Annotated in this window: 20 protein-coding genes; 10 read left to right on the top strand and 10 right to left on the bottom strand. The window is 61.8% G+C overall.

Features of this window, described 5'->3' with window-relative positions; genetic code table 11:
• Positions 1-60 precede the first annotated feature (60 nt).
• Entirely contained in the window at positions 61-945 is an 885-nt protein-coding gene (locus G410_RS0113525; protein ID WP_033317672.1) for a hypothetical protein, read from the top strand.
• A 58-nt stretch (positions 946-1,003) separates the two neighbouring features.
• Here G410_RS0113525 and gmk read toward each other — a convergent pair whose 3' ends face one another.
• The 6 genes from gmk to G410_RS0113500 all read right to left on the bottom strand — a co-directional run bounded on the left by gmk (position 1,004) and on the right by G410_RS0113500 (position 6,004).
• Positions 1,004-1,642, bottom strand: a complete 639-nt coding sequence (gmk, locus tag G410_RS0113520; RefSeq protein ID WP_022674201.1) for a guanylate kinase — start codon at positions 1,640-1,642, stop codon at positions 1,004-1,006.
• A gap of 86 nt (positions 1,643-1,728) precedes the next feature.
• Positions 1,729-2,121 (bottom strand): hypothetical protein, encoded by a 393-nt coding sequence (locus tag G410_RS17500; RefSeq protein ID WP_022674200.1) that lies wholly within the window; start codon positions 2,119-2,121, stop codon positions 1,729-1,731.
• A gap of 3 nt (positions 2,122-2,124) precedes the next feature.
• A complete protein-coding gene (locus tag G410_RS0113510) occupies positions 2,125-3,036 on the bottom strand; it encodes a mechanosensitive ion channel family protein (protein ID WP_022674199.1) in 912 nt (303 codons plus the stop codon).
• A gap of 283 nt (positions 3,037-3,319) precedes the next feature.
• Positions 3,320-4,711: a class II fumarate hydratase gene (gene fumC, locus G410_RS0113505; protein ID WP_028971472.1), complete on the bottom strand. Its 1,392-nt coding sequence runs from the start codon at positions 4,709-4,711 to the stop codon at positions 3,320-3,322.
• A gap of 209 nt (positions 4,712-4,920) precedes the next feature.
• The gene (locus G410_RS17820; RefSeq protein ID WP_084489238.1) at positions 4,921-5,364 is read right to left on the bottom strand and encodes a hypothetical protein; all 444 of its coding nucleotides are present in this window, start codon (positions 5,362-5,364) and stop codon (positions 4,921-4,923) included.
• A gap of 163 nt (positions 5,365-5,527) precedes the next feature.
• Entirely contained in the window at positions 5,528-6,004 is a 477-nt protein-coding gene (locus tag G410_RS0113500; RefSeq protein ID WP_022674197.1) for an SspB family protein, read from the bottom strand.
• Positions 6,005-6,114: 110 nt separating this feature from the next.
• On the opposite strand from G410_RS0113500, the gene hisB reads away from it, so the two are divergent.
• The 7 genes from hisB (at position 6,115) to G410_RS16870 (ending at position 12,611) form a co-directional block, all read left to right on the top strand.
• Positions 6,115-6,708 carry an imidazoleglycerol-phosphate dehydratase HisB gene (hisB, locus tag G410_RS0113495; RefSeq protein ID WP_022674196.1) on the top strand — a complete coding sequence of 198 codons (594 nt, stop codon included), beginning with the start codon at positions 6,115-6,117 and terminating at the stop codon, positions 6,706-6,708.
• 97 nt (positions 6,709-6,805) lie between these two features.
• Positions 6,806-7,426, top strand: coding sequence for an imidazole glycerol phosphate synthase subunit HisH (gene hisH, locus G410_RS0113490; protein WP_022674195.1), 621 nt, complete (start codon positions 6,806-6,808; stop codon positions 7,424-7,426).
• Positions 7,423-8,151, top strand: a complete 729-nt coding sequence (gene hisA / locus G410_RS0113485) for a 1-(5-phosphoribosyl)-5-[(5-phosphoribosylamino)methylideneamino]imidazole-4-carboxamide isomerase (protein WP_022674194.1) — start codon at positions 7,423-7,425, stop codon at positions 8,149-8,151. The genes hisH and hisA overlap by 4 nt, the downstream gene beginning before the upstream one ends.
• Positions 8,148-8,915, top strand: a complete 768-nt coding sequence (gene hisF / locus G410_RS0113480; RefSeq protein WP_022674193.1) for an imidazole glycerol phosphate synthase subunit HisF — start codon at positions 8,148-8,150, stop codon at positions 8,913-8,915. Before hisA ends, hisF begins: the two co-directional genes overlap by 4 nt.
• A 318-nt stretch (positions 8,916-9,233) precedes the next feature.
• Positions 9,234-9,521 (top strand): co-chaperone GroES, encoded by a 288-nt coding sequence (gene groES, locus G410_RS0113475; protein ID WP_022674192.1) that lies wholly within the window; start codon positions 9,234-9,236, stop codon positions 9,519-9,521.
• 47 nt (positions 9,522-9,568) lie between these two features.
• Positions 9,569-11,224: a chaperonin GroEL gene (gene groL, locus G410_RS0113470; RefSeq protein WP_022674191.1), complete on the top strand. Its 1,656-nt coding sequence runs from the start codon at positions 9,569-9,571 to the stop codon at positions 11,222-11,224.
• A 211-nt stretch (positions 11,225-11,435) separates the two neighbouring features.
• A complete protein-coding gene (locus tag G410_RS16870; protein WP_022674190.1) occupies positions 11,436-12,611 on the top strand; it encodes an acyltransferase family protein in 1,176 nt (391 codons plus the stop codon).
• Positions 12,612-12,617: 6 nt separating this feature from the next.
• On the opposite strand, the gene G410_RS16865 is transcribed toward G410_RS16870, so the two are convergent.
• Positions 12,618-13,454: a fasciclin domain-containing protein gene (locus tag G410_RS16865; RefSeq protein WP_022674189.1), complete on the bottom strand. Its 837-nt coding sequence runs from the start codon at positions 13,452-13,454 to the stop codon at positions 12,618-12,620.
• A 118-nt stretch (positions 13,455-13,572) separates the two neighbouring features.
• Positions 13,573-14,502, bottom strand: coding sequence for a hydrogen peroxide-inducible genes activator (locus tag G410_RS0113455; protein WP_028971471.1), 930 nt, complete (start codon positions 14,500-14,502; stop codon positions 13,573-13,575).
• A gap of 156 nt (positions 14,503-14,658) precedes the next feature.
• On the opposite strand from G410_RS0113455, the gene epsC reads away from it, so the two are divergent.
• Entirely contained in the window at positions 14,659-15,351 is a 693-nt protein-coding gene (gene epsC / locus G410_RS0113450; protein WP_022674187.1) for a serine O-acetyltransferase EpsC, read from the top strand.
• Positions 15,351-15,692 (top strand): DUF2794 domain-containing protein, encoded by a 342-nt coding sequence (locus tag G410_RS0113445; RefSeq protein WP_022674186.1) that lies wholly within the window; start codon positions 15,351-15,353, stop codon positions 15,690-15,692. The genes epsC and G410_RS0113445 overlap by 1 nt, the downstream gene beginning before the upstream one ends.
• Before the next feature lie 3 nt (positions 15,693-15,695).
• On the opposite strand, the gene G410_RS0113440 is transcribed toward G410_RS0113445, so the two are convergent.
• On the bottom strand, positions 15,696-16,778 hold the full coding sequence (locus G410_RS0113440) for a hypothetical protein (RefSeq protein ID WP_022674185.1): 1,083 nt from the start codon (positions 16,776-16,778) through the stop codon (positions 15,696-15,698).
• A 156-nt stretch (positions 16,779-16,934) separates the two neighbouring features.
• On the bottom strand, positions 16,935-17,846 hold the full coding sequence (locus G410_RS0113435; RefSeq protein ID WP_022674184.1) for an SDR family NAD(P)-dependent oxidoreductase: 912 nt from the start codon (positions 17,844-17,846) through the stop codon (positions 16,935-16,937).
• Positions 17,847-17,882: the final 36 nt, after the last annotated feature.

Raw genomic sequence — 17,882 nt, 5'->3', positions numbered from 1 at the left:
CGGTTCATGTGCTGCCTGCTACGTCTTAAACCGAACCAGATGGGCTGAGCGAACCAGTTCATGCCCATGGGTATGCGTTTCCTTGCATCGGAAAACGCCGAACGAAACGACCTGAGGAGAAGACCGATTACCAAGACCCGTATTTTTGCCGCAACCCTGCTCGCTTCCACCGCCTTTGCAGCGCCTGCGCTGGCGCAGAACGTTACCGAAGCCCAGATGGAAGACACCCAGATGCAGGGTGACGCGACCAGTGATGTCGATGTGCAGGCCGAAGCCGGCACCGACGCCGAAATGCTGTCCGGCGATGGCGCGGCGCAGGCCGACGTAACCGCCGATGCCGATGCCGGGGCTATTCCCGTCGAGCAGCGCAATGCCGCCATCGAAGGCTTCAGCAAGGCACAGACCGCGCAGGCCAGTGGCGATTTTGCCGGTGCCGTTGCCGCGCTGAACCCGCATCTCGACACGATCCGTGCCATGGCCGAAACCGGCGACGCACAGAGCAAGGGCTTTCTCGCCGATGCGCTGACCACGGTTGCGATCGCCAAGGCGCAGTCGGGCGACATGGCCAATGTCGATGCGCTGCTGATCGAAGCCGTTCCCGCCCGCCGCGCGGTTTACGAAGCCAATATGGGCGACGCCAATGCCCGCCTGGCGTTCGTGAACGCGCTCAACAGCACCGGCAACATCGTGTTGCAGACGGCCGATAAGCCGACCGCGCAGCCATATTTCGAAGAAGCCGCCACCGTGGCGGAAGAAGGCTATGAGGCCGATTCCACCAATGCGGCGCTGGGCAATGCCTATCTCACGGCGGCGATCGGCATGAACAATGCCACATCGGATCCGGAATGGTATGCCAAGGTGAAGTCGATCGCGACGGCCCTGAACACCGCCGGTACGCTCGATCCAGCGCTTGCTCCAGTGGTGCAGCCTCTGCTCGGCAGCTAAGCCGGGATAGAGCTTTGGAACTACGGGGTCTCGCAGCGATGCGGGGCCCTTTTTCGTTTCAGTCTGTCATCAATTCGCGGGCAAACTCGATCAGCCCGGTCTGGCGGCGGCGGCGCATGCGCTCGGCCCGCAGGATGGTGCTGACATCGCCGAAGCAGCGGTCCACATCGTCATTGACCACGACATAGTCATAGCCGTCCCAATGGCTGATCTCTGCACGGGCCCGCGCCATGCGGCCGGCGATCACGTCCTCCGTATCGCTAGCTCGCTTCTTCAAGCGGCGGCGCAGTTCATCGATCGATGGGGGCAGGATGAACACCTGCGCCACCTGGCTGCCGGCGCGCTGGTGCAATTGCTGCGCGCCCTGCCAATCGATATCGAACAGCACGTCCTTGCCCTGACCAAGCAGCGTATCGACCGATGCTTTCAGCGTGCCGTAACGGTGATCGAACACATGCGCCCATTCAAGGAACAGGTTTTCGGCTACCATTCGGTCGAACTCGGTATCGTCCACGAAATGATAGTCGACGCCGTCCTTCTCATTGGGCCGCGGTTTGCGCGTCGTCGCGGAGACGGAGAGCGAAATATGAGGGTCCGATTGCATCAGCATGCGTGCGATGGTCGATTTGCCTGCGCCGGAGGGCGAGGACAACACGAAAAGGACGCCGTAGCGTTCTAGTGGGAGCGGTTCGGCCATGGCGGTTCATGGCCACCATCGACCTCTTGCGTCAAGGCCGATGGTGAAAGCGATCCCGCGAAAAGACAGGCCAGGATCTGCCGCGTTTATCCAGTGACGGGGCGGGGCAGAATGGCGTCCAGCTGTTCCGCATCGCGGCTCGTGTCGAAGGCGGCATCGGATTGCGCCGCGTCCATTTCGCTGGTCACGATATCGGTTTCGCCGCCTGCGCGGGCCATGGCCATGTCGGTATCTTCGTTGCTCAGTCCGCTCGATGCCGACTGTTCGCGAGCCTTGTCGGCCTTGCGCTTGTCGTACAGCTTCTTGGCCAGATAGCCGCCACCCACCAAGGCTGCACCGGGCAGTGAGCGGGTTGCGACCTTGGTGACCAGAAAGCCGACGCCAGCGCCAACCATGCTGCTGCCGAGCGTGCGGTCACCAACCTTCTGACTGACCTTCTTGCCGATCAATGTGGTGGCGAGCGTTTTGAAAAAGTTCATGCGTCAGTCTCCGGTGGAAGGGCTCTCGGTGCGCGTGGCGGCCTGATCCAGCGGCACCGGCTCCTTGAACGTGTGGGTGATGTAAGGGAACGGAATTTCTATACCTGCACTGTCGAGCGCGCGCTTGACCGACCGCACGACCGTGTCGCGCGTCTGGTGCATTTCGAGCGGTTTGGAACCCGCCCACCAGCGCAGGCGGAAATTGATGCTGCTGTCGCCAAATTCATAGGCAAAGACGTCGATGCGCTTGTCCGTGTTGACGCCGTCGGCATCTTCCACGGCTTTCAGGATCACTTCGCGCGCCTCTTCCAGATCCGTATCGTAACTCACGCCGACAGACACCTCATGGCGGCGTTCGTCGTCATCGGTGAATATCTCGACCGGGTTCTTGAACAGCATGGAGTTGGGTACGATCGTCACCTCATTGCTGAGGCGGCGGATGTGCGTTTCGCGCAGCGTGATGTGCTCCACGCGGCCTTCAATGCCTTCGCAGCTGATCACATCGCCGATCCGCATCTTCTTGCGCACCATGATGAGCACGCCGGCCAGAAAATTCTCGAAAATATCCTGAAAGGCAAAGCCTATGGCGACGGCGCCAATGCCCAAGCCGGCAAGCAGGCTGGCCGGGGTCAGGCCGGGCAGCAAGATCGTTGCGGCAATCATCAGGCCTACCACCCAGATCGCGATGGTAACCAGCGTATCGATCAGCGCCTTGAGCGACGGACGGATTTCGGTGCGCCCAGTCACCCGGTCGGCAATCTTGCGTCCACCTTTGGCAAACAGCCAGGTGATGAAGATGACGAGAATGGCGATCGCCAGAAGCGGCAATAATTTGAAAAAGCCATCCGCCATGCTGGCCAATTGTTCTAACAGCGACTGTACGGGCCCCTGAAACTGATCGGTCGCTTTATTCATGCCCTGCCATGCTCGCTTTCGTTGCGGTCGTTACGTTTCGAATATGAACGGCAAAGCATTGGCTCGGTTCCGAAATTGTCCGAAACCGTGCGGAAGTTCGCAAAGGACGCTATGCGTTCGGCCCAAATCTCAGCATATCGTCGATCCCTCGAACGGGCATGGCGGCGGCTGGGGCGTCGGGCGAAAATCCATGGGCCGCTGATAGCGCGGCCTATGCTCTGTAGGAAAGGGCGCCCGGCCCGGACGGGCGTGGATGCGCGTCCGGGCCAGATGCCATCCGCGATCAGCGGCCGACCATATTCTCCGGCTTCACATGTTCGTCGAACGTCGCTTCGTCGACCAGCCCAAGGTCCAGCCCGGCCTGCTTGAGCGTCTGGCCATTGGCATGGGCATGCTTGGCGATCTTGGCGGCATTGTCGTAGCCGATCACGGGTGCCAGCGCGGTGACGAGCATCAGCGATCGATCGACCAGTTCCTTGATGCGGTCTTCATTGGCGGTCATGTCATCCACGCAGCGCTCGGCAAAGCTGTCCATACCGACGGCCATCAGATCGATCATGCGCAGGATGTTCGATCCGATCAGCGGCTTGAACACGTTCAGTTCCATATGGCCCTGCAGCCCGCCGATCGTGATCGCCTGCTGACAGCCCATCACCTGGGCTGCGACCATGGTCAGCATCTCGCACTGGGTAGGGTTCACCTTGCCCGGCATGATCGAGCTGCCCGGCTCGTTTGCGGGCAGGTCCAGCTCACCAAGGCCGGAACGGGGGCCGGAGCCGAGCAGGCGGATGTCGTTGGCGATCTTGGTCAGCGCCACGGCCAGTGTATTGAGTGCGCCGCCGAGGAACACGGCGCCGTCATTGGCGGCCAGCGCCTCGAACTTGTTGGGCGCGGTCTCGAACGGCAAACCGGTGATATCGGCAATCTGCGCGGCTACATCCACGTCGAAACCCTTGGGCGCGTTCAATCCGGTGCCGACGGCGGTGCCGCCCAGCGCCAGCTTCAAGATATTGCCGTTCACCGCTCCTTCGATGCGCTTTTTGCAGCTGATCAGCTGCGCGGTGTAACCCGAAAATTCCTGGCCCAGCGTCAGCGGCGTGGCATCCTGCAAATGCGTGCGGCCGATCTTGACGATATGGTCCCAGTCGCGCGCCTTCTTTTCCAGCGCCTGCGTGAGCCGGTCGAGCGCGGGCATCAGCTGCTCATGCACCGCCACGGCGCTGGCGATGTGCAGCGCGGTGGGAAAAGTGTCGTTGCTGGATTGGGATTGGTTCACATGATCGTTCGGGTGGACCGGCTCCTTGCCGCCGCGTGTGCCCGCCAGCTTTTCATTGGCGATCCCGGCGATCACCTCGTTCACGTTCATATTGGTCTGCGTGCCGGATCCGGTCTGCCAGATGGTGAGCGGAAACTGATCGTCATACTCGCCGGAGGTGATCGCGCTGGCCGCCGCCTCGATGGCATCGGCGAACTTGGCGTCGAGCCCATGGGACCGGTTCACGCGCGCCGCCGCCTGCTTCACGATGGCCTGCGCATGCACCAGCCGGATCGGCATCCGCTCGCGCTCGGCGAACGGGAAATTCTCCAGGCTGCGCTGCGTCTGCGCCCCCCAATAGCTGTCGGCAGGAACCTCGATCGGGCCAATGGAATCGGTTTCGGTGCGGGTGTTGGTCATGGGATCACATCTTTCGCGATTGGACTTTGCCATCCCTCTCCCATCCACGTGCAGCAGAAGTCAAATCCAGATTTGATCGCGACGCTGTGCCTGCAAAATGCTGTCCGCTTTTCCAGGGGGCGAGATGTTCCGCGAAGGGCCGGGATTGCAGGGGAGGGGGATTTCTGCCGATCACTCGTCAAACGAACCGATCAATCTTTCGCATTGTTTTAGCCAGACTGACATGTGGTCTTTGACCCCTCAACCCTAACCGTTGCGGTCTCATTGGGCAGAACAAAGGTCACCGTTTTATTGCCTTTCCAGCCGAACGTAAAATTAACCGGTCCAACAAGGCGGCAGGCCGCACCCTTGCCATCGGCCTCGCACATCCCTTCTGCCCGTTTAAAGTCGTCAACTGTTGTGGGTTCTATCGGCTCAACATTGACCGATGTTGCAGCACTACCACCGAACAGGAAGCGTTGGCCGAAGTTGAATGGGCTCGCTTTCCACTTGCCCTTGCCATCAGCGAGCTTGGCTTCATCAAGCCCAATAGACCTGCCAAGCCGCGTGCAAAAGTCAGCTTCATCGTTAGAACTAGGCGCAATCGCAAGAGCTTGTCCGGTCAATGCTACGAAAGCCGCATAAAAAACGGAAGCTCGGGTTGAATTATTCACTATTTTTTCTCCGCCCAAATCTACGATACAAAGCAACCAACTTTATAACCCACTAGGGGCGCCACCATTACGATAGGCCTCACCGGCTTACAATAACGACTTTGGAGGGGTTTTTAGATGACAGCTCGCAATCATTTGCCGAATAACTGTTTAGGACAACGCGTTACTTTTTCTTGCCGAAGTCCACATTGACAACATTGCTGCCGTCTTCCTGCTCGATCGTCGGGCCGTCATTCTCGGCAGCGTCCTCATGGTCCATCGCGGTGAGTTCGCCGTCGACCTGGAACTGCAGGGCGAAATCGACCGCCGGGTCGACAAAGGCGGTGATGGCGGAGAAGGGGATGATGAGATGGCTGGGGATCTGGTTGAAGCTCAGGCCCACCTCGAAATGGCTGTCGCCCACCTTCAAATCCCAATATTTATGCTGGATCACGATCGTCATCTCATCGGGGAACCGTTCGATGAGATGGGTGGGGATGGAGACGCCCTTAGCGTGCGTCTTGAAGGTGATGTAGAAATGATGTTCGCCGGGCAGACCGCCCGCCTCGACTTCGGTCAGGACGCGGCCCACCACGGCGCGCAGGGCTTCCTGCACGATTTCGTCATAGGGAATCAGGCTGTCTGGCATATCATCACTCATGCGCGGACTCGTGGACCGAAGCGCCTATTGAATCCAGGCGGTTAAGAGTTTTGCCGCGATAAGACCGGGCGGGGGCTTTCAAAGCGCGGGCGGGGGCGTATATCCGGCCCATGCGCACAGGAACCATCGACCGCTCGACCAAGGAAACCGCAATCCGCGTCCATTTGAATCTGGACGGGACCGGGCAATATGACGTGTCGACCGGGATCGGCTTTCTCGATCACATGATCGAGCAGTTCGCCCGTCACTCGCTCATCGATCTGGAGCTGAAGGTGGACGGCGATCTGCATGTCGATCAGCATCATACGGCGGAAGACAGCGCCATTGCGCTGGGGCAGGCACTGCTGGAGGCGCTGGGCGACAAGGCGGGCATCCACCGTTACGGCCAGGCCTATTCGCCGATGGACGAAACGCTGAGCCGCGTGGCGCTCGACATTTCGGGCCGCAGCTGGCTGGTCTGGAAAGCCGGCTTCACGCAGGAAAAACTGGGCGAGCTGGATACCGAGCTGATCGAACACTGGTTCCATTCGGTGGCCGATGCAGCCGGGATCACGCTGCATATCGAGCTGCTTTACGGCAAGAACAACCACCATATCTGTGAGAGCCTGTTCAAGGGTTTTGCCCGCGCGATCCGGCAGGCGGTGGAGCTGGACCCGCGCAAGGGCGATGCGATACCCAGCACCAAGGGGCAGCTGGGCGGATGATCCCCGGGCGCCTTTGAGCAGGCGCTTCTCATCAGACTCAGGTCATCAGACTTAGGCCATCAAGCTCAGGCGAACAGGCGCAGGACGAACCGGACATATGGCAAGCAGGACAGCCCTGATCGATTTTGGCGCAGGCAATCTGCATTCGGTGCACAATGCGCTGAAGGCGGCGGGCGCAGATGATGTGGCGGTGACCAGCGATCCGGCGGTGGTGGCCGCGGCGGACCGGATCGTGCTGCCGGGCGTGGGGGCGTTTGCCCATTGCCGTGCGGCGCTGTTCGGGATCGACGGCATGGTCGCGGCGCTGAACGACCGGGTGCGGCGGGACGGTGTGCCGTTCCTGGGCATCTGTGTGGGCATGCAGATGATGGCAGGCGTGGGGCTGGAGCATGGCAAGCATCACGGGCTCGGCTGGATCGGCGGCACGGTGAGCGCGCTCGATCCGAAACTGCGCGAAGTGCGGGTGCCGCATATGGGCTGGAACGCGGTGACGCTGGATAGAGCGCATGATGTGGTGCAGCCTGGTGAGGCCTATTTCCTGCACAGCTACGCGTTTGAACCCAGCAATCAGGCGGATGTGCTGGCGGTGACGGATCATGGCGGCCCTGTGGTTGCGGCGGTGGCGCGCGGCAATATGCTGGGCGTGCAGTTCCACCCTGAAAAGAGCCAGGGCTATGGCATCGCGCTCATGAAACGCTTTCTGGAGTGGAAACCATGATCATTTTTCCCGCGATCGATCTGAAGGGCGGCGAAGTGGTCCGTCTGGCCGAAGGCGATATGGACCGCGCCACCGTCTATGCCGACGATCCGCCTGCACAGGCGCTGCGCTTTGCCGAACTGGGTGCGCAATATCTGCACGTCGTGGACTTGGACGGAGCTTTTGCGGGGGAAGCGCGCAATGCTGCCGCGGTGGAGGCCATCGTCGCGGCATTCCCCGGCCATGTGCAGCTGGGTGGCGGCATTCGCAACCGGGCGGCGGTGGACCGTTGGTTCGCACTCGGGGTATCGCGGCTGGTGATCGGTACGGCGGCGCTGAAGGATCCGGAGTTCGTCAAGGCTGCCGCGCGGGACTGGGAAGGCGGCATTGTCGTGGCGGTCGATGCGCGCGATGGCATGGTGGCGACCGACGGCTGGGCAGAAAAGAGCGATATAACGGTGGTCGATCTGGCCCGCCGGTTCGAGGATGCCGGGGTTGCGGCCTTGCTGTTCACCGATGTGGGCCGCGACGGCATGATGAAGGGCTGCAATATCGAGGCGACGGTCGATCTGGCGCGCTCGGTCGATATCCCGGTGATCGCCAGCGGCGGGGTGAAGGGTATTGCCGATATCCGCATGCTCGCGCTGCAGGCCGATCAGGGAATCGAGGGCGTGATCACCGGACGGGCCATCTATGACGGCACGCTGGATCTGGCGACGGCGATCGCGCTGGGGGCAGGCGCTTGACCGTTCGCATTCGGGTCATTCCCTGTCTCGACGTGGCCGATGGCCGCGTGGTCAAGGGCGTCAATTTCGTGGATTTGGTCGATGCCGGTGACCCGGTCGAGCAGGCGCGCGCCTATGACGCGGCAGGCGCGGACGAGCTGTGCTTTCTGGATATCGGCGCCAGCCATGAAGGCCGCGAAACCATCGTCGACGTGGTGCGGCGCACGGCAGAGGTCTGCTTCATGCCGGTGACCGTGGGCGGTGGTATCCGCACGGCAGACGATGCGCGCGCGCTGCTGATGGCGGGCGCGGACAAGGTGGCGGTGAACAGCGCCGCCGTCTCACGGCCCGAAGTGGTGAGCGATATCGCCGCACGCTTCGGCAGCCAGTGCGTGGTTGCCTCAATCGATGCGCGGCGACGCGAGGATGGCGACGGCTGGGAAATTTTCACCCATGGCGGGCGCAAGGCCACCGGCATCGATGCGCTGGAACATGCGCGGCGGCTGGTCGATCTGGGTGCTGGCGAATTGCTGATTACATCGATGGACCGCGACGGCACCCGTGAAGGCTTTGATCTGGCGCTGACCAGCGCCATGGCGGACGCAGTGTCCGTGCCGGTGATTGCCAGTGGCGGCGTGGGCTCACTCGATCATCTGGTGGAGGGCGTGACCAAGGGCCGTGCCAGCGCCGTGCTGGCCGCCTCCATCTTCCATTTCGGCGAAGCCACGATCGGCGAGGCGCATGCCGCGTTGCGGGCGGCAGGGCTTCCGGCGCGCTCTGCGTAACCGAAAGCGCTGCCCGGCGCGCGTCATCCCGGCGAAGGCCGGAAAGACCGATGTTCGCAAGCGTTTGGGATCGGCCTTTCAATTAGCGGGGCGTTGTTCCTATCCCTGACGTGTCCGCTAGCCTGCATTTTGCAGTGATTGCGCCGCAAAAAATACCTCACCATCGCCCTTGATCTGTCATCAAAACCGGCCATATCCCGCTGCGTTGGCACTCACCAGTCGAGAGTGCTAACAGAAATTTTGCAACGAATGCCTGTGGCCATCCATTGGTAGGGCAGAACCGCACATGATCAGAAACCTTAAGGAAAGGGACAATTTATGAACTTTCGTCCGCTCCACGACCGCGTGCTCGTACGCCGCGTCGAAGCCGAACAGAAAACCGCCGGCGGGATTATCATTCCCGATAGCGTTCAGGAAAAGCCGCAGGAAGGCGAAGTCGTCGCCATCGGCACCGGTGTTCGCGCCGATAACGGCACCGTCACGCCGCTCGACGTAAAGTCCGGTGACAAGATCCTGTTCGGCAAATGGTCGGGCACCGAGGTTAAGGTGAACGGGGAAGATCTGATCATCATGAAGGAAAGCGACATCCTCGGCATCATCGGCTGAGCGACAGGCGCTTTTTATAACTTCAACCCAATAAAGGAATTTATCACATGGCAGCCAAAGACGTAAAATTCGGCCGCGACGCGCGTGAGCGCATCATGAAGGGCGTGGATATCCTCGCCGACGCCGTAAAGGTAACGCTCGGCCCCAAGGGCCGCAACGTCGTGCTCGACAAGAGCTTCGGCGCACCGCGCATCACCAAGGACGGCGTGTCCGTAGCCAAGGAAATCGAACTGAAGGATAAGTTCGAGAACATGGGCGCGCAGATGCTTCGCGAAGTCGCATCCAAGACCAATGACGCAGCTGGCGACGGCACCACCACCGCAACCGTGCTGGCGCAGGCCATCGTGCGCGAAGGCATGAAGTCGGTGTCCGCCGGCATGAACCCGATGGATCTGAAGCGCGGCATCGATCTGGCCGTGATCAAGGTTGTCGAAGACCTCAAGAGCCGCTCCAAGGCCATTTCCGGTTCCAAGGAAATTGCACAGGTCGGCACGATCTCCGCCAATGGCGACAAGGAAATCGGCGAGAAGCTTGCAGAAGCTATGGACAAGGTTGGCCACAACGCGCCGATCACCGTGGAAGAAGCCAAGGGCCTCGAGTTCGAGATCGACGTCGTGGAAGGCATGCAGTTCGACCGCGGTTATCTGTCGCCATACTTCATCACCAACAGTGAGAAGATGACGGTTGAGCTCGACGATCCGTACATCCTGATCTTCGAGAAGAAGCTGTCCAACCTGCAGGCGATGCTTCCCATTCTGGAAGCCGTGGTACAGGCCGGGCGTCCGCTGCTAATCATCGCAGAAGACATCGAGGGTGAGGCTCTGGCCACGCTCGTCGTGAACAAGCTGCGCGGCGGCTTGAAGGTTGCAGCCGTGAAGGCACCGGGCTTCGGCGACCGCCGCAAGGCCATGCTCCAAGACATCGCTATTCTGACGAACGGCGAAATGGTCAGCGAAGATCTCGGCATCAAGCTCGAGAACGTCACGCTGAACATGCTCGGTGAAGCCAAGCGCGTAACGATCGACAAGGACAACACCACCATCGTCGATGGTTCGGGTGATGCCGCAGCGATCAAGGACCGCGTGGACGCCATCAACGCACAGATCGAATCCACCACGTCTGACTATGACCGCGAGAAGCTCGAAGAGCGCCGCGCCAAGCTGTCCGGCGGCGTGGCCGTGATCAAGGTTGGCGGTGCCACCGAAGTCGAAGTGAAGGAAAAGAAGGACCGCGTGGAAGACGCGCGTCACGCCACCAAGGCGGCCATCGAAGAGGGCATCGTCCCCGGCGGCGGTACGGCCCTTCTCTACGCCACGCGCTCGCTCGACGGCATGGAAGGCGCGAACAGCGACCAGACCCGCGGTATCGATATCGTCCGCAAGGCGCTGACCGCTCCGGTCCGTCAGATCGCACAGAATGCAGGCTTCGACGGCGCCGTCGTGTCCGGCAAACTGCTCGATCAGGACAATACGGACTTCGGTTTCAATGCGTTCAGCGACGAATATGAAAATCTCGTCGAAGCTGGCGTGATCGATCCGACCAAGGTTGTGCGCACTGCGCTGCAGGACGCCGGTTCGGTCGCCGGTCTGCTCATCACCACGGAAGCGTGCGTGGCCGAGCTGCCCGAAGACAAGAATGGCGGCGGCGGCATGCCCGGCGGCGGCATGGGCGGCATGGGCGGTATGGGCGGCATGGACTTCTAAGTCCGGTCACCACCGTTTCAAACAGAGAGAGGGGCATCCATCCGGGTGCCCCTTTTTTCATGCGCTAAGCGGGTTCAGGCGGTGCGATCTCTTCCGGACGGGCATCTGCCGGATCGGCGTGATGCAGCTTTTTGCTGCCTTATGTCGTTTCACGTCGTGCCGTTTAAACGGATCGAAAAGCTATCGCGCTATGCGGGACAGATCTGAAAGCATGTTTGTCCCAGAGGAAACCAAGCTGGCCACCGTCTCCGCCTCGAAAGACCGGCTCCATCATTTCGATGCCGCGCGCGCGCTGTTCATGCTGCTGGGCATCCCCTTTCATGCTGCGCTCGCTTATGTGCCCAGCGGGCACTGGCTGGTGCATTCGGGCCAGACCTCCGCCTTTCTCGGCATGGTGGCCTTCGTCACCCAAAGCTTTCGCATGCCGGGGTTCTTCCTGATCGCCGGTTTCTTTTCGGCATTCCTGCTGGCGCGCCGCGCGCGCGGCCTTTGGCTGCAGGCACGCCTTACGCGCCTCGGCCTGCCGCTGCTCACCGCTGGCCTGCTGCTCCTGCCGCTACAGCGGGCCATGCTAGCATACGCACAGAACGGGCATGTCATAGGCTGGCAGATCTTTACGCTGCCCTGGCCGCACCCGCTCGACTATCTTTGGTTCCTGCCGTGCATGATGATGCTGTGCGTGTTGCTGGCGCTCAGCTGGCCGACCTTGTGCAGGCTGATCGACAGCCGGGCGATGCAGCGGTTTCTGGCCCTGCCGCTGATCTGGCCGATCCTGGGCCTGCTGGCGGGGCTGTGGCTGGTGGGCATGCATCTATATGCCCTGTTGTTCGGCGCGCAGCCGGTGTTCGCGATGGGCTTCATTCATGTCGAGGAACTGTTGGGCAATCTGCCTTGGTTCGTTGCCGGTATATTGTGCCAGCGTTCAGCCGATGTGCGCGCGTCGCTGGAACGGTTTCAGCCGATCAACCTCGCCATCGGCGTGGCGGCGCTGATCGGCTATGCCATGCTGGAGGGGTCCGATAGCCGCGTGGCCACGGCATCTCTGGAAGTCCTGTCCGGCATTGCCGCGCTCTGTCTTGTGTCCAGCCTGTTCGCGCTGCTGACGAGATGGGCGGCCAGACCCTCGCCCTTTGTCCGCAAATGGGTGGACGCGTCTTTCACCGTCTACCTGTTTCATCATCCGATCATTCTGGCGCTCACGCTGCTCAGCGTTGCCAATGCCGTGCCGCCGCTGATCGGCTGGATCGGCGTGTCGGCAGCGGCGCTGGCGCTCAGTTTTGCCATGCACCAGTTGATCAGCCGAAGCGCCGTCGCGCTGTGGCTGTTCAACGGCATTCCATTCGAGACCCCGGCCCGCCGCGGTGTGCTGGCGGACAAGCCGGGCTGATAGGGCTTAGCGGCGGCGCTTTTTCTTGCCTGTGTCGGGCTCGGCTGGGATCATGACCGTGTCGGTTACATGCACCAGACCGTTGAACGCGGGCTGATCATAAGCGGTAATGGTGGCGACATGCCCTTCCGGATCGGTCAGCGTCACCTTGCCCTCGGGCGACAGGCCGGCAACCAGCGTCTGGCCGGACAAGGTGGGCAGGCTGCCGCGCCCGCCATTGGCCTTCAGCTGCTTGACCAGCTCGGATGAGGCGAGATAGCCCTTCACCACATGATATTTCAGCAGGCGGTCGAGCGTGGCCTTGTTCTCGGTCTCGAGCAGGCTGACCAGCTCGGCCTGATCCATGGCCATGAAGGCGCTGTTGCTGGGCGCAAAGATGGTGAAGGGGCCAAGCTCCTCCAGCGCGCCGACCATCATGCCATCGCCCAGCAATTCGGCGAGGCGGGTATGCGCGGGCGACTGCTGAATCAGATCGACCACCGTCGTGAAGTCGCTGGGCTTATAGGCCGGGGCCGACGGTGTGGCCGGCGCATTTGTTGCCTGTGCGGAAGGAGAGCTGATCTGGCCGTTGTCGGCGGGCTGCTCATAGGGCAGCTGCGCGGGCGCCGGCTGCGCCGTTCCGGACTGGGCCGGCAGCGCAGATGTCTGCGACGGGGTTGGCGCGGGATAGGGGCGCGGTGCGGCCTGGCCCGGCAGAGGCGGCGTGGTGGTCTGCGCGGCCTGGCCGGTGGACGCCGGCGGATGCGTTGGCTGACCCTGCGGGGGAAGCGGCTCGACATTCTGCGCAGCCAGCGGCCAGGCGAGGATGGTGGACAGCGCGGCCCCGATAAAAATGCTTTTCATGACGCTCGATACTCCCGAATGCGCGGGCCCCGTCCGGGGGCTGAAATGACTGCGCATCGCTATCGCAAAGCGTTGATGAACCCAAGCGATATGGCGGCGGCTGGGCGCTTTCGCCGCGCTATTCGTCGAGCTTGGCGCCCAGTTCGGCCGCGTAGAGCCCACGAAGCTCGCGCGCCAGCAGGCGAAACTCCTCCTCGCGCGGAGAAGCCTTGCGCCATAGCAGCGCGATCTGGCGGGATGCGTTCCTGGCTTTCAGCGGGCGCGCCTCCACCTGCGTACCGTGCAGCAAGCCGGCGCGGATCGCCATTTCGGGCAGCAATGTCAGCCCGAGGCCATTGTCCACCATCTGCACCAGCGTGTGCAGCGAGGTGCCCATCATCGTGGCCGAGGCACGCAGTTCCGGGCGGTTGCAGGCGGCCAGCGCATGATCCTTCAGGCAATGCCCGTCGGTAAGCAGCAGCAGCCGGGTCTCGTCGATGAAATTGGGCGGAATATAGGCCGGCAATTCGCGTGGATCATCCTTGGGAAAGGCCACGAACAGCCGGTCCTCGAACAGCGGTTCATGCTCGCTGTCGCCGCAGGGGTAGGGCAAGGCGAGCAGCACGCAATCCACCTGCCCATGGTGCAGCGCCTCACACGCGTCTGAGCTGGTTTCTTCGCGCAGATACAGCTTCAAATCGGCATGGTTGCGCCGCAGATCGGGCAGCAGGCGCGGCAGCAGGAACGGCGCGATGGTGGGGATCACGCTCATCCGCAGATCGCCGCTGAGCGGTTGTCCGGCAGACTTGGCCATGTCGCTGAGCTCTTCCGCGCCGCGCAGCACCTGATGGGCCTTGGCCACGATGGCATCGCCCAGCGGAGTGAACCGCACCACCCGCCGCGTGCGCTCCACCAGCGTCACGCCCAGCAGCGACTCCAGCTCGCGCAGCCCGGCCGATAATGTCGACTGCGTCACGAAACAGCTTTCCGCTGCGCGGCCGAAATGGCCATGCTCCTTCAGCGCGGCGAGATATTGCAGCTGTTTCAGCGTGGGGAGATAGTTGCTCAAATCTGGGTCCTGTCGATTATTTCCGCCAAAATAAGCGGAAAACTCGATAAGTCCAGCGCCGGCCGGATCCATGCTCTGCTGCAACTGCACAAGGCGGCACTGGTCAAGCCGTGCCCGCTTTCCTATCTTGCACCTTGAACTACAAGGAGCGCGCCCATGCTTCGGGACCTCATAGCCTATCTGGAATCGATCAAGGAGCGCGATCCCGCGCCGCGTTCACGGTGGGAAATTCTGACCTATCCTGGCGTGTGGGCGCTGGGATTCCATCGCATCGCGCACTGGCTGTTCATGGGCGAGCTCTATTTCCTCGCGCGGCTGGTCAACCATATTTCGCGCATGCTGACGGCGATCGACATTCATCCCGGCGCCAGGATCGGGCGGCATTTCTTTCTGGATCATGGTTTTACCGTGATCGGGGAAACCGCGGAAATCGGCGACAATGTCACCATCTACCAATGCGTGACGCTGGGCGGGACCAACCCGACCAATGGCGAGCCCGGCAAGCGCCATCCCACAATTGAAGATGATGTCATTATCGGCTCAGGCGCGCAAATTCTGGGGCCGATCACGATCGGCGCACGTGCGCGCGTCGGTGCCAATGCCGTGGTAACCGGCGATGTGCCGGATGGCGCGACCATGGTGGGGCAGAAGGCGCGTTCCACCCTTGTGGCCGCGGAAAATTACACGCAGGATTTCGTGCCATATGGCACGCCATGTGCGCAGAGCGGCGATCCGATGATGCAGCGGCTCGAGATCATGCAGGCCAAGATCGATGCGCTGGAGGCCCGCCTTGGCCGGGAGCAGACTGAGCATGGGCAGGATCAGGCGGAGCAGCGCGACCGCGCCTGATGAGCAATATCCTGCCTTTTCCCCCGGCTGGAAAACCCTCCCAGGTCGGGTTCGACCGGGTGGAGCTGATGCGCATCCTCGATCTATATGGCCGTATGGTGGCAGCGGGAAACTGGAAGGATTATGCCATCGATTTTGGCAAGGATGCCGCCGTGTTCAGCTGCTTCCGCCGCGCCGCCGAACGTCCGGAATATCGCATCGAGAAACGGCCCGCCCTGCGCCAGCGCCAAGGCATGTGGGCGCTGGTGGGTGAGGGTGGCGCCGTCCTGAAGCGGGGGCATGAGCTTGTTCCTGTGCTGGCCCCTGTTGAACGTAAATTGATGAAACTGGTCGGCAACTGACGGTCAGGCGACCACGAGGCCCGAGATCGGCAACCGCGCCTGCCATGTGCCAGGCAGCCTCTCCACCACCATCTGGCGGATCGGTGTCCAGAAGGCGGAGAGCGTCAGCAGTGCCGATCCGATGACCAGCGCGGTCAGCGCGACGTTAAACTCAACCACGCCAAACTGGCGGAACAGCTCGGTCAGCGCAAACAGCACATAGGCCAGCGCCGAGACGAGCAAGGCGCGCCGGTCGATCGCCAGAGCGACAATGGCGAACAGCAGATAAACGGCGATCACGCCGATTGCCCCCGCCACACCGACCATGCCGCCATCCGTGACTCCAAGAAGCGAGAAAAGCGGGTGAGCGATCATCGGTGCGGCCAGCAGATGCAGCCAGAAGGCGACATCGCTGCGCCGTGATTCCCGTTGCCGATCGGACATGTCCCACCACATCGCGAAGGCGAACACGGCGAGGCCTAGAAGAAAGACGATGGCCAGCATGATGTCGCCAAGATCCTGATTGTTTGCGCCAATGGCAGAGACGATCAAGGCGGCGACCGTGCCTGCCAGCGCCGCGGCGCCGGCGGTAATAGTGATGGGGACGTGGAACCGGCGCCAGTGCAGCCATGCACCGCCCCCGGTCAGCAACGCGCTCAATGCCACCCAGAGGGCTTCGCCAAGATTGTTCGTCGTGGCCGAACCACTTTCGAAAATGCCGGTCATGAAACCGAAGCCAAGCCATGCCTCAAACAGACCGCCGACAAAGGCGAGCAGCAGGATGATGCTGGGCAGCGCCATGCGGCGCTTGCGGGTGAAAAACTCGGCAAGGCCCCAGGCTGCACCAGCGACGAACAATCCGGCAAAGGGTGGAGGTCCGTCGAAAACAGGCGTTAATGCCTGGCCGATGCCACCAACGGCCACCAGCATGATGACGACCGCGATCGCCACAAAGATATCGTTAAAACCGGTCAGCAGGCGGAACTGTTCCTCATCCACCATCGGTGACTGACGCGCGGTGCTGATATGCGCGCGAAACGAATCCGCCGCCTCCGCACTGATGGCCCCCGCCGCCACGGCGGATTGCAGATCTGTTTCGCTATACATGGCGCGCTTCTCCCCTGTTGATTGCAAGGGAAGCTATGCTGGCTGTGTTAGTATGTCAACACGGTAGGGCACGTCGGCGGATGTTGCCGCCGGGGCTGCCCTTGCCTGCCATCACGCATGCCGAAAGGCAGCGCGATGACAAGATCTTAGAATAAGTCAGCCGAGCGCTTGCAGCGCTTGCAGCGCTTTCATGATGCTCATGGCCTGCTCGCTGCCCGATTGCGGCACGGTTTCGCCCTTGCGGTCTGTAATTTGTTCGAACGCTTCGGCCACGCCTTCCACGGTGCGTTTTTCCGGAGGCAGGGCGACGCCCTGTGTCAGCGTGACATAGCTGGCCTGATAGACGCCCGCGCCTGCGCCGATGATGGCGTTGGTCGGCGCGTCTTCGCTCACCAGATAGAGCGCGGCGGGAACGACATTAACCGGATCGAACGCCTCGAACGCCTGCTCGGGAAGGATATCCTCGGTCATGCGGGTGCCCGCGGTGGGGGCCAGCGTGTTGACCTTGATGTTATATTTCGCGCCTTCGAGATACAGCGTCTTGGTGAGCCCAGCGAGGCCCAGCTTGGCCGCGCCATAATTGGCCTGGCCGAAATTGCCGAACAGCCCGGTGGAGCTGGCTGTCATCAGGATGCGGCCGTAATTCTGCTCACGCATCGTTTCCCACACCGCCTTGGTGACGTTGGCGGAGCCGATGAGATGCACCTGCACCACCAGATCGAAATCGGCGGGCTCCATTTTGGCGAAGCTCTTGTCGCGCAGGATGCCGGCATTGTTGATCAGGATATCGACGCGGCCCCATTTGGCCTTGGCCGCCTCCACCATGGCGACCATCTGATCATATTCCGTCACCGAACCGCCGTTGGACATGGCCGTGCCGCCCGCCGCCTCGATCTCGGCCACAACCTTGTCGGCAGCGTCTGATGTGCCGGTGCCGTCGCGTGATCCGCCCAGATCGTTCACCACGACATGTGCGCCGCGCTTGGCCAGTTCCAGCGCATATTCGCGCCCCAGCCCGCCGCCCGCGCCGGTGACGATGGCAACCTTGCCGGTGAAATCGATGGTCATGATGGATGCTCCGGATTGAGGGATTTTAAAGGGTAG

This window comes from Novosphingopyxis baekryungensis DSM 16222, assembly GCF_000420305.1.
GTDB lineage: Bacteria > Pseudomonadota > Alphaproteobacteria > Sphingomonadales > Sphingomonadaceae > Novosphingopyxis > Novosphingopyxis baekryungensis.
Note: the sequence above shows the minus strand (reverse complement) of the source record. Positions and strands in the feature narration are given on the sequence as shown.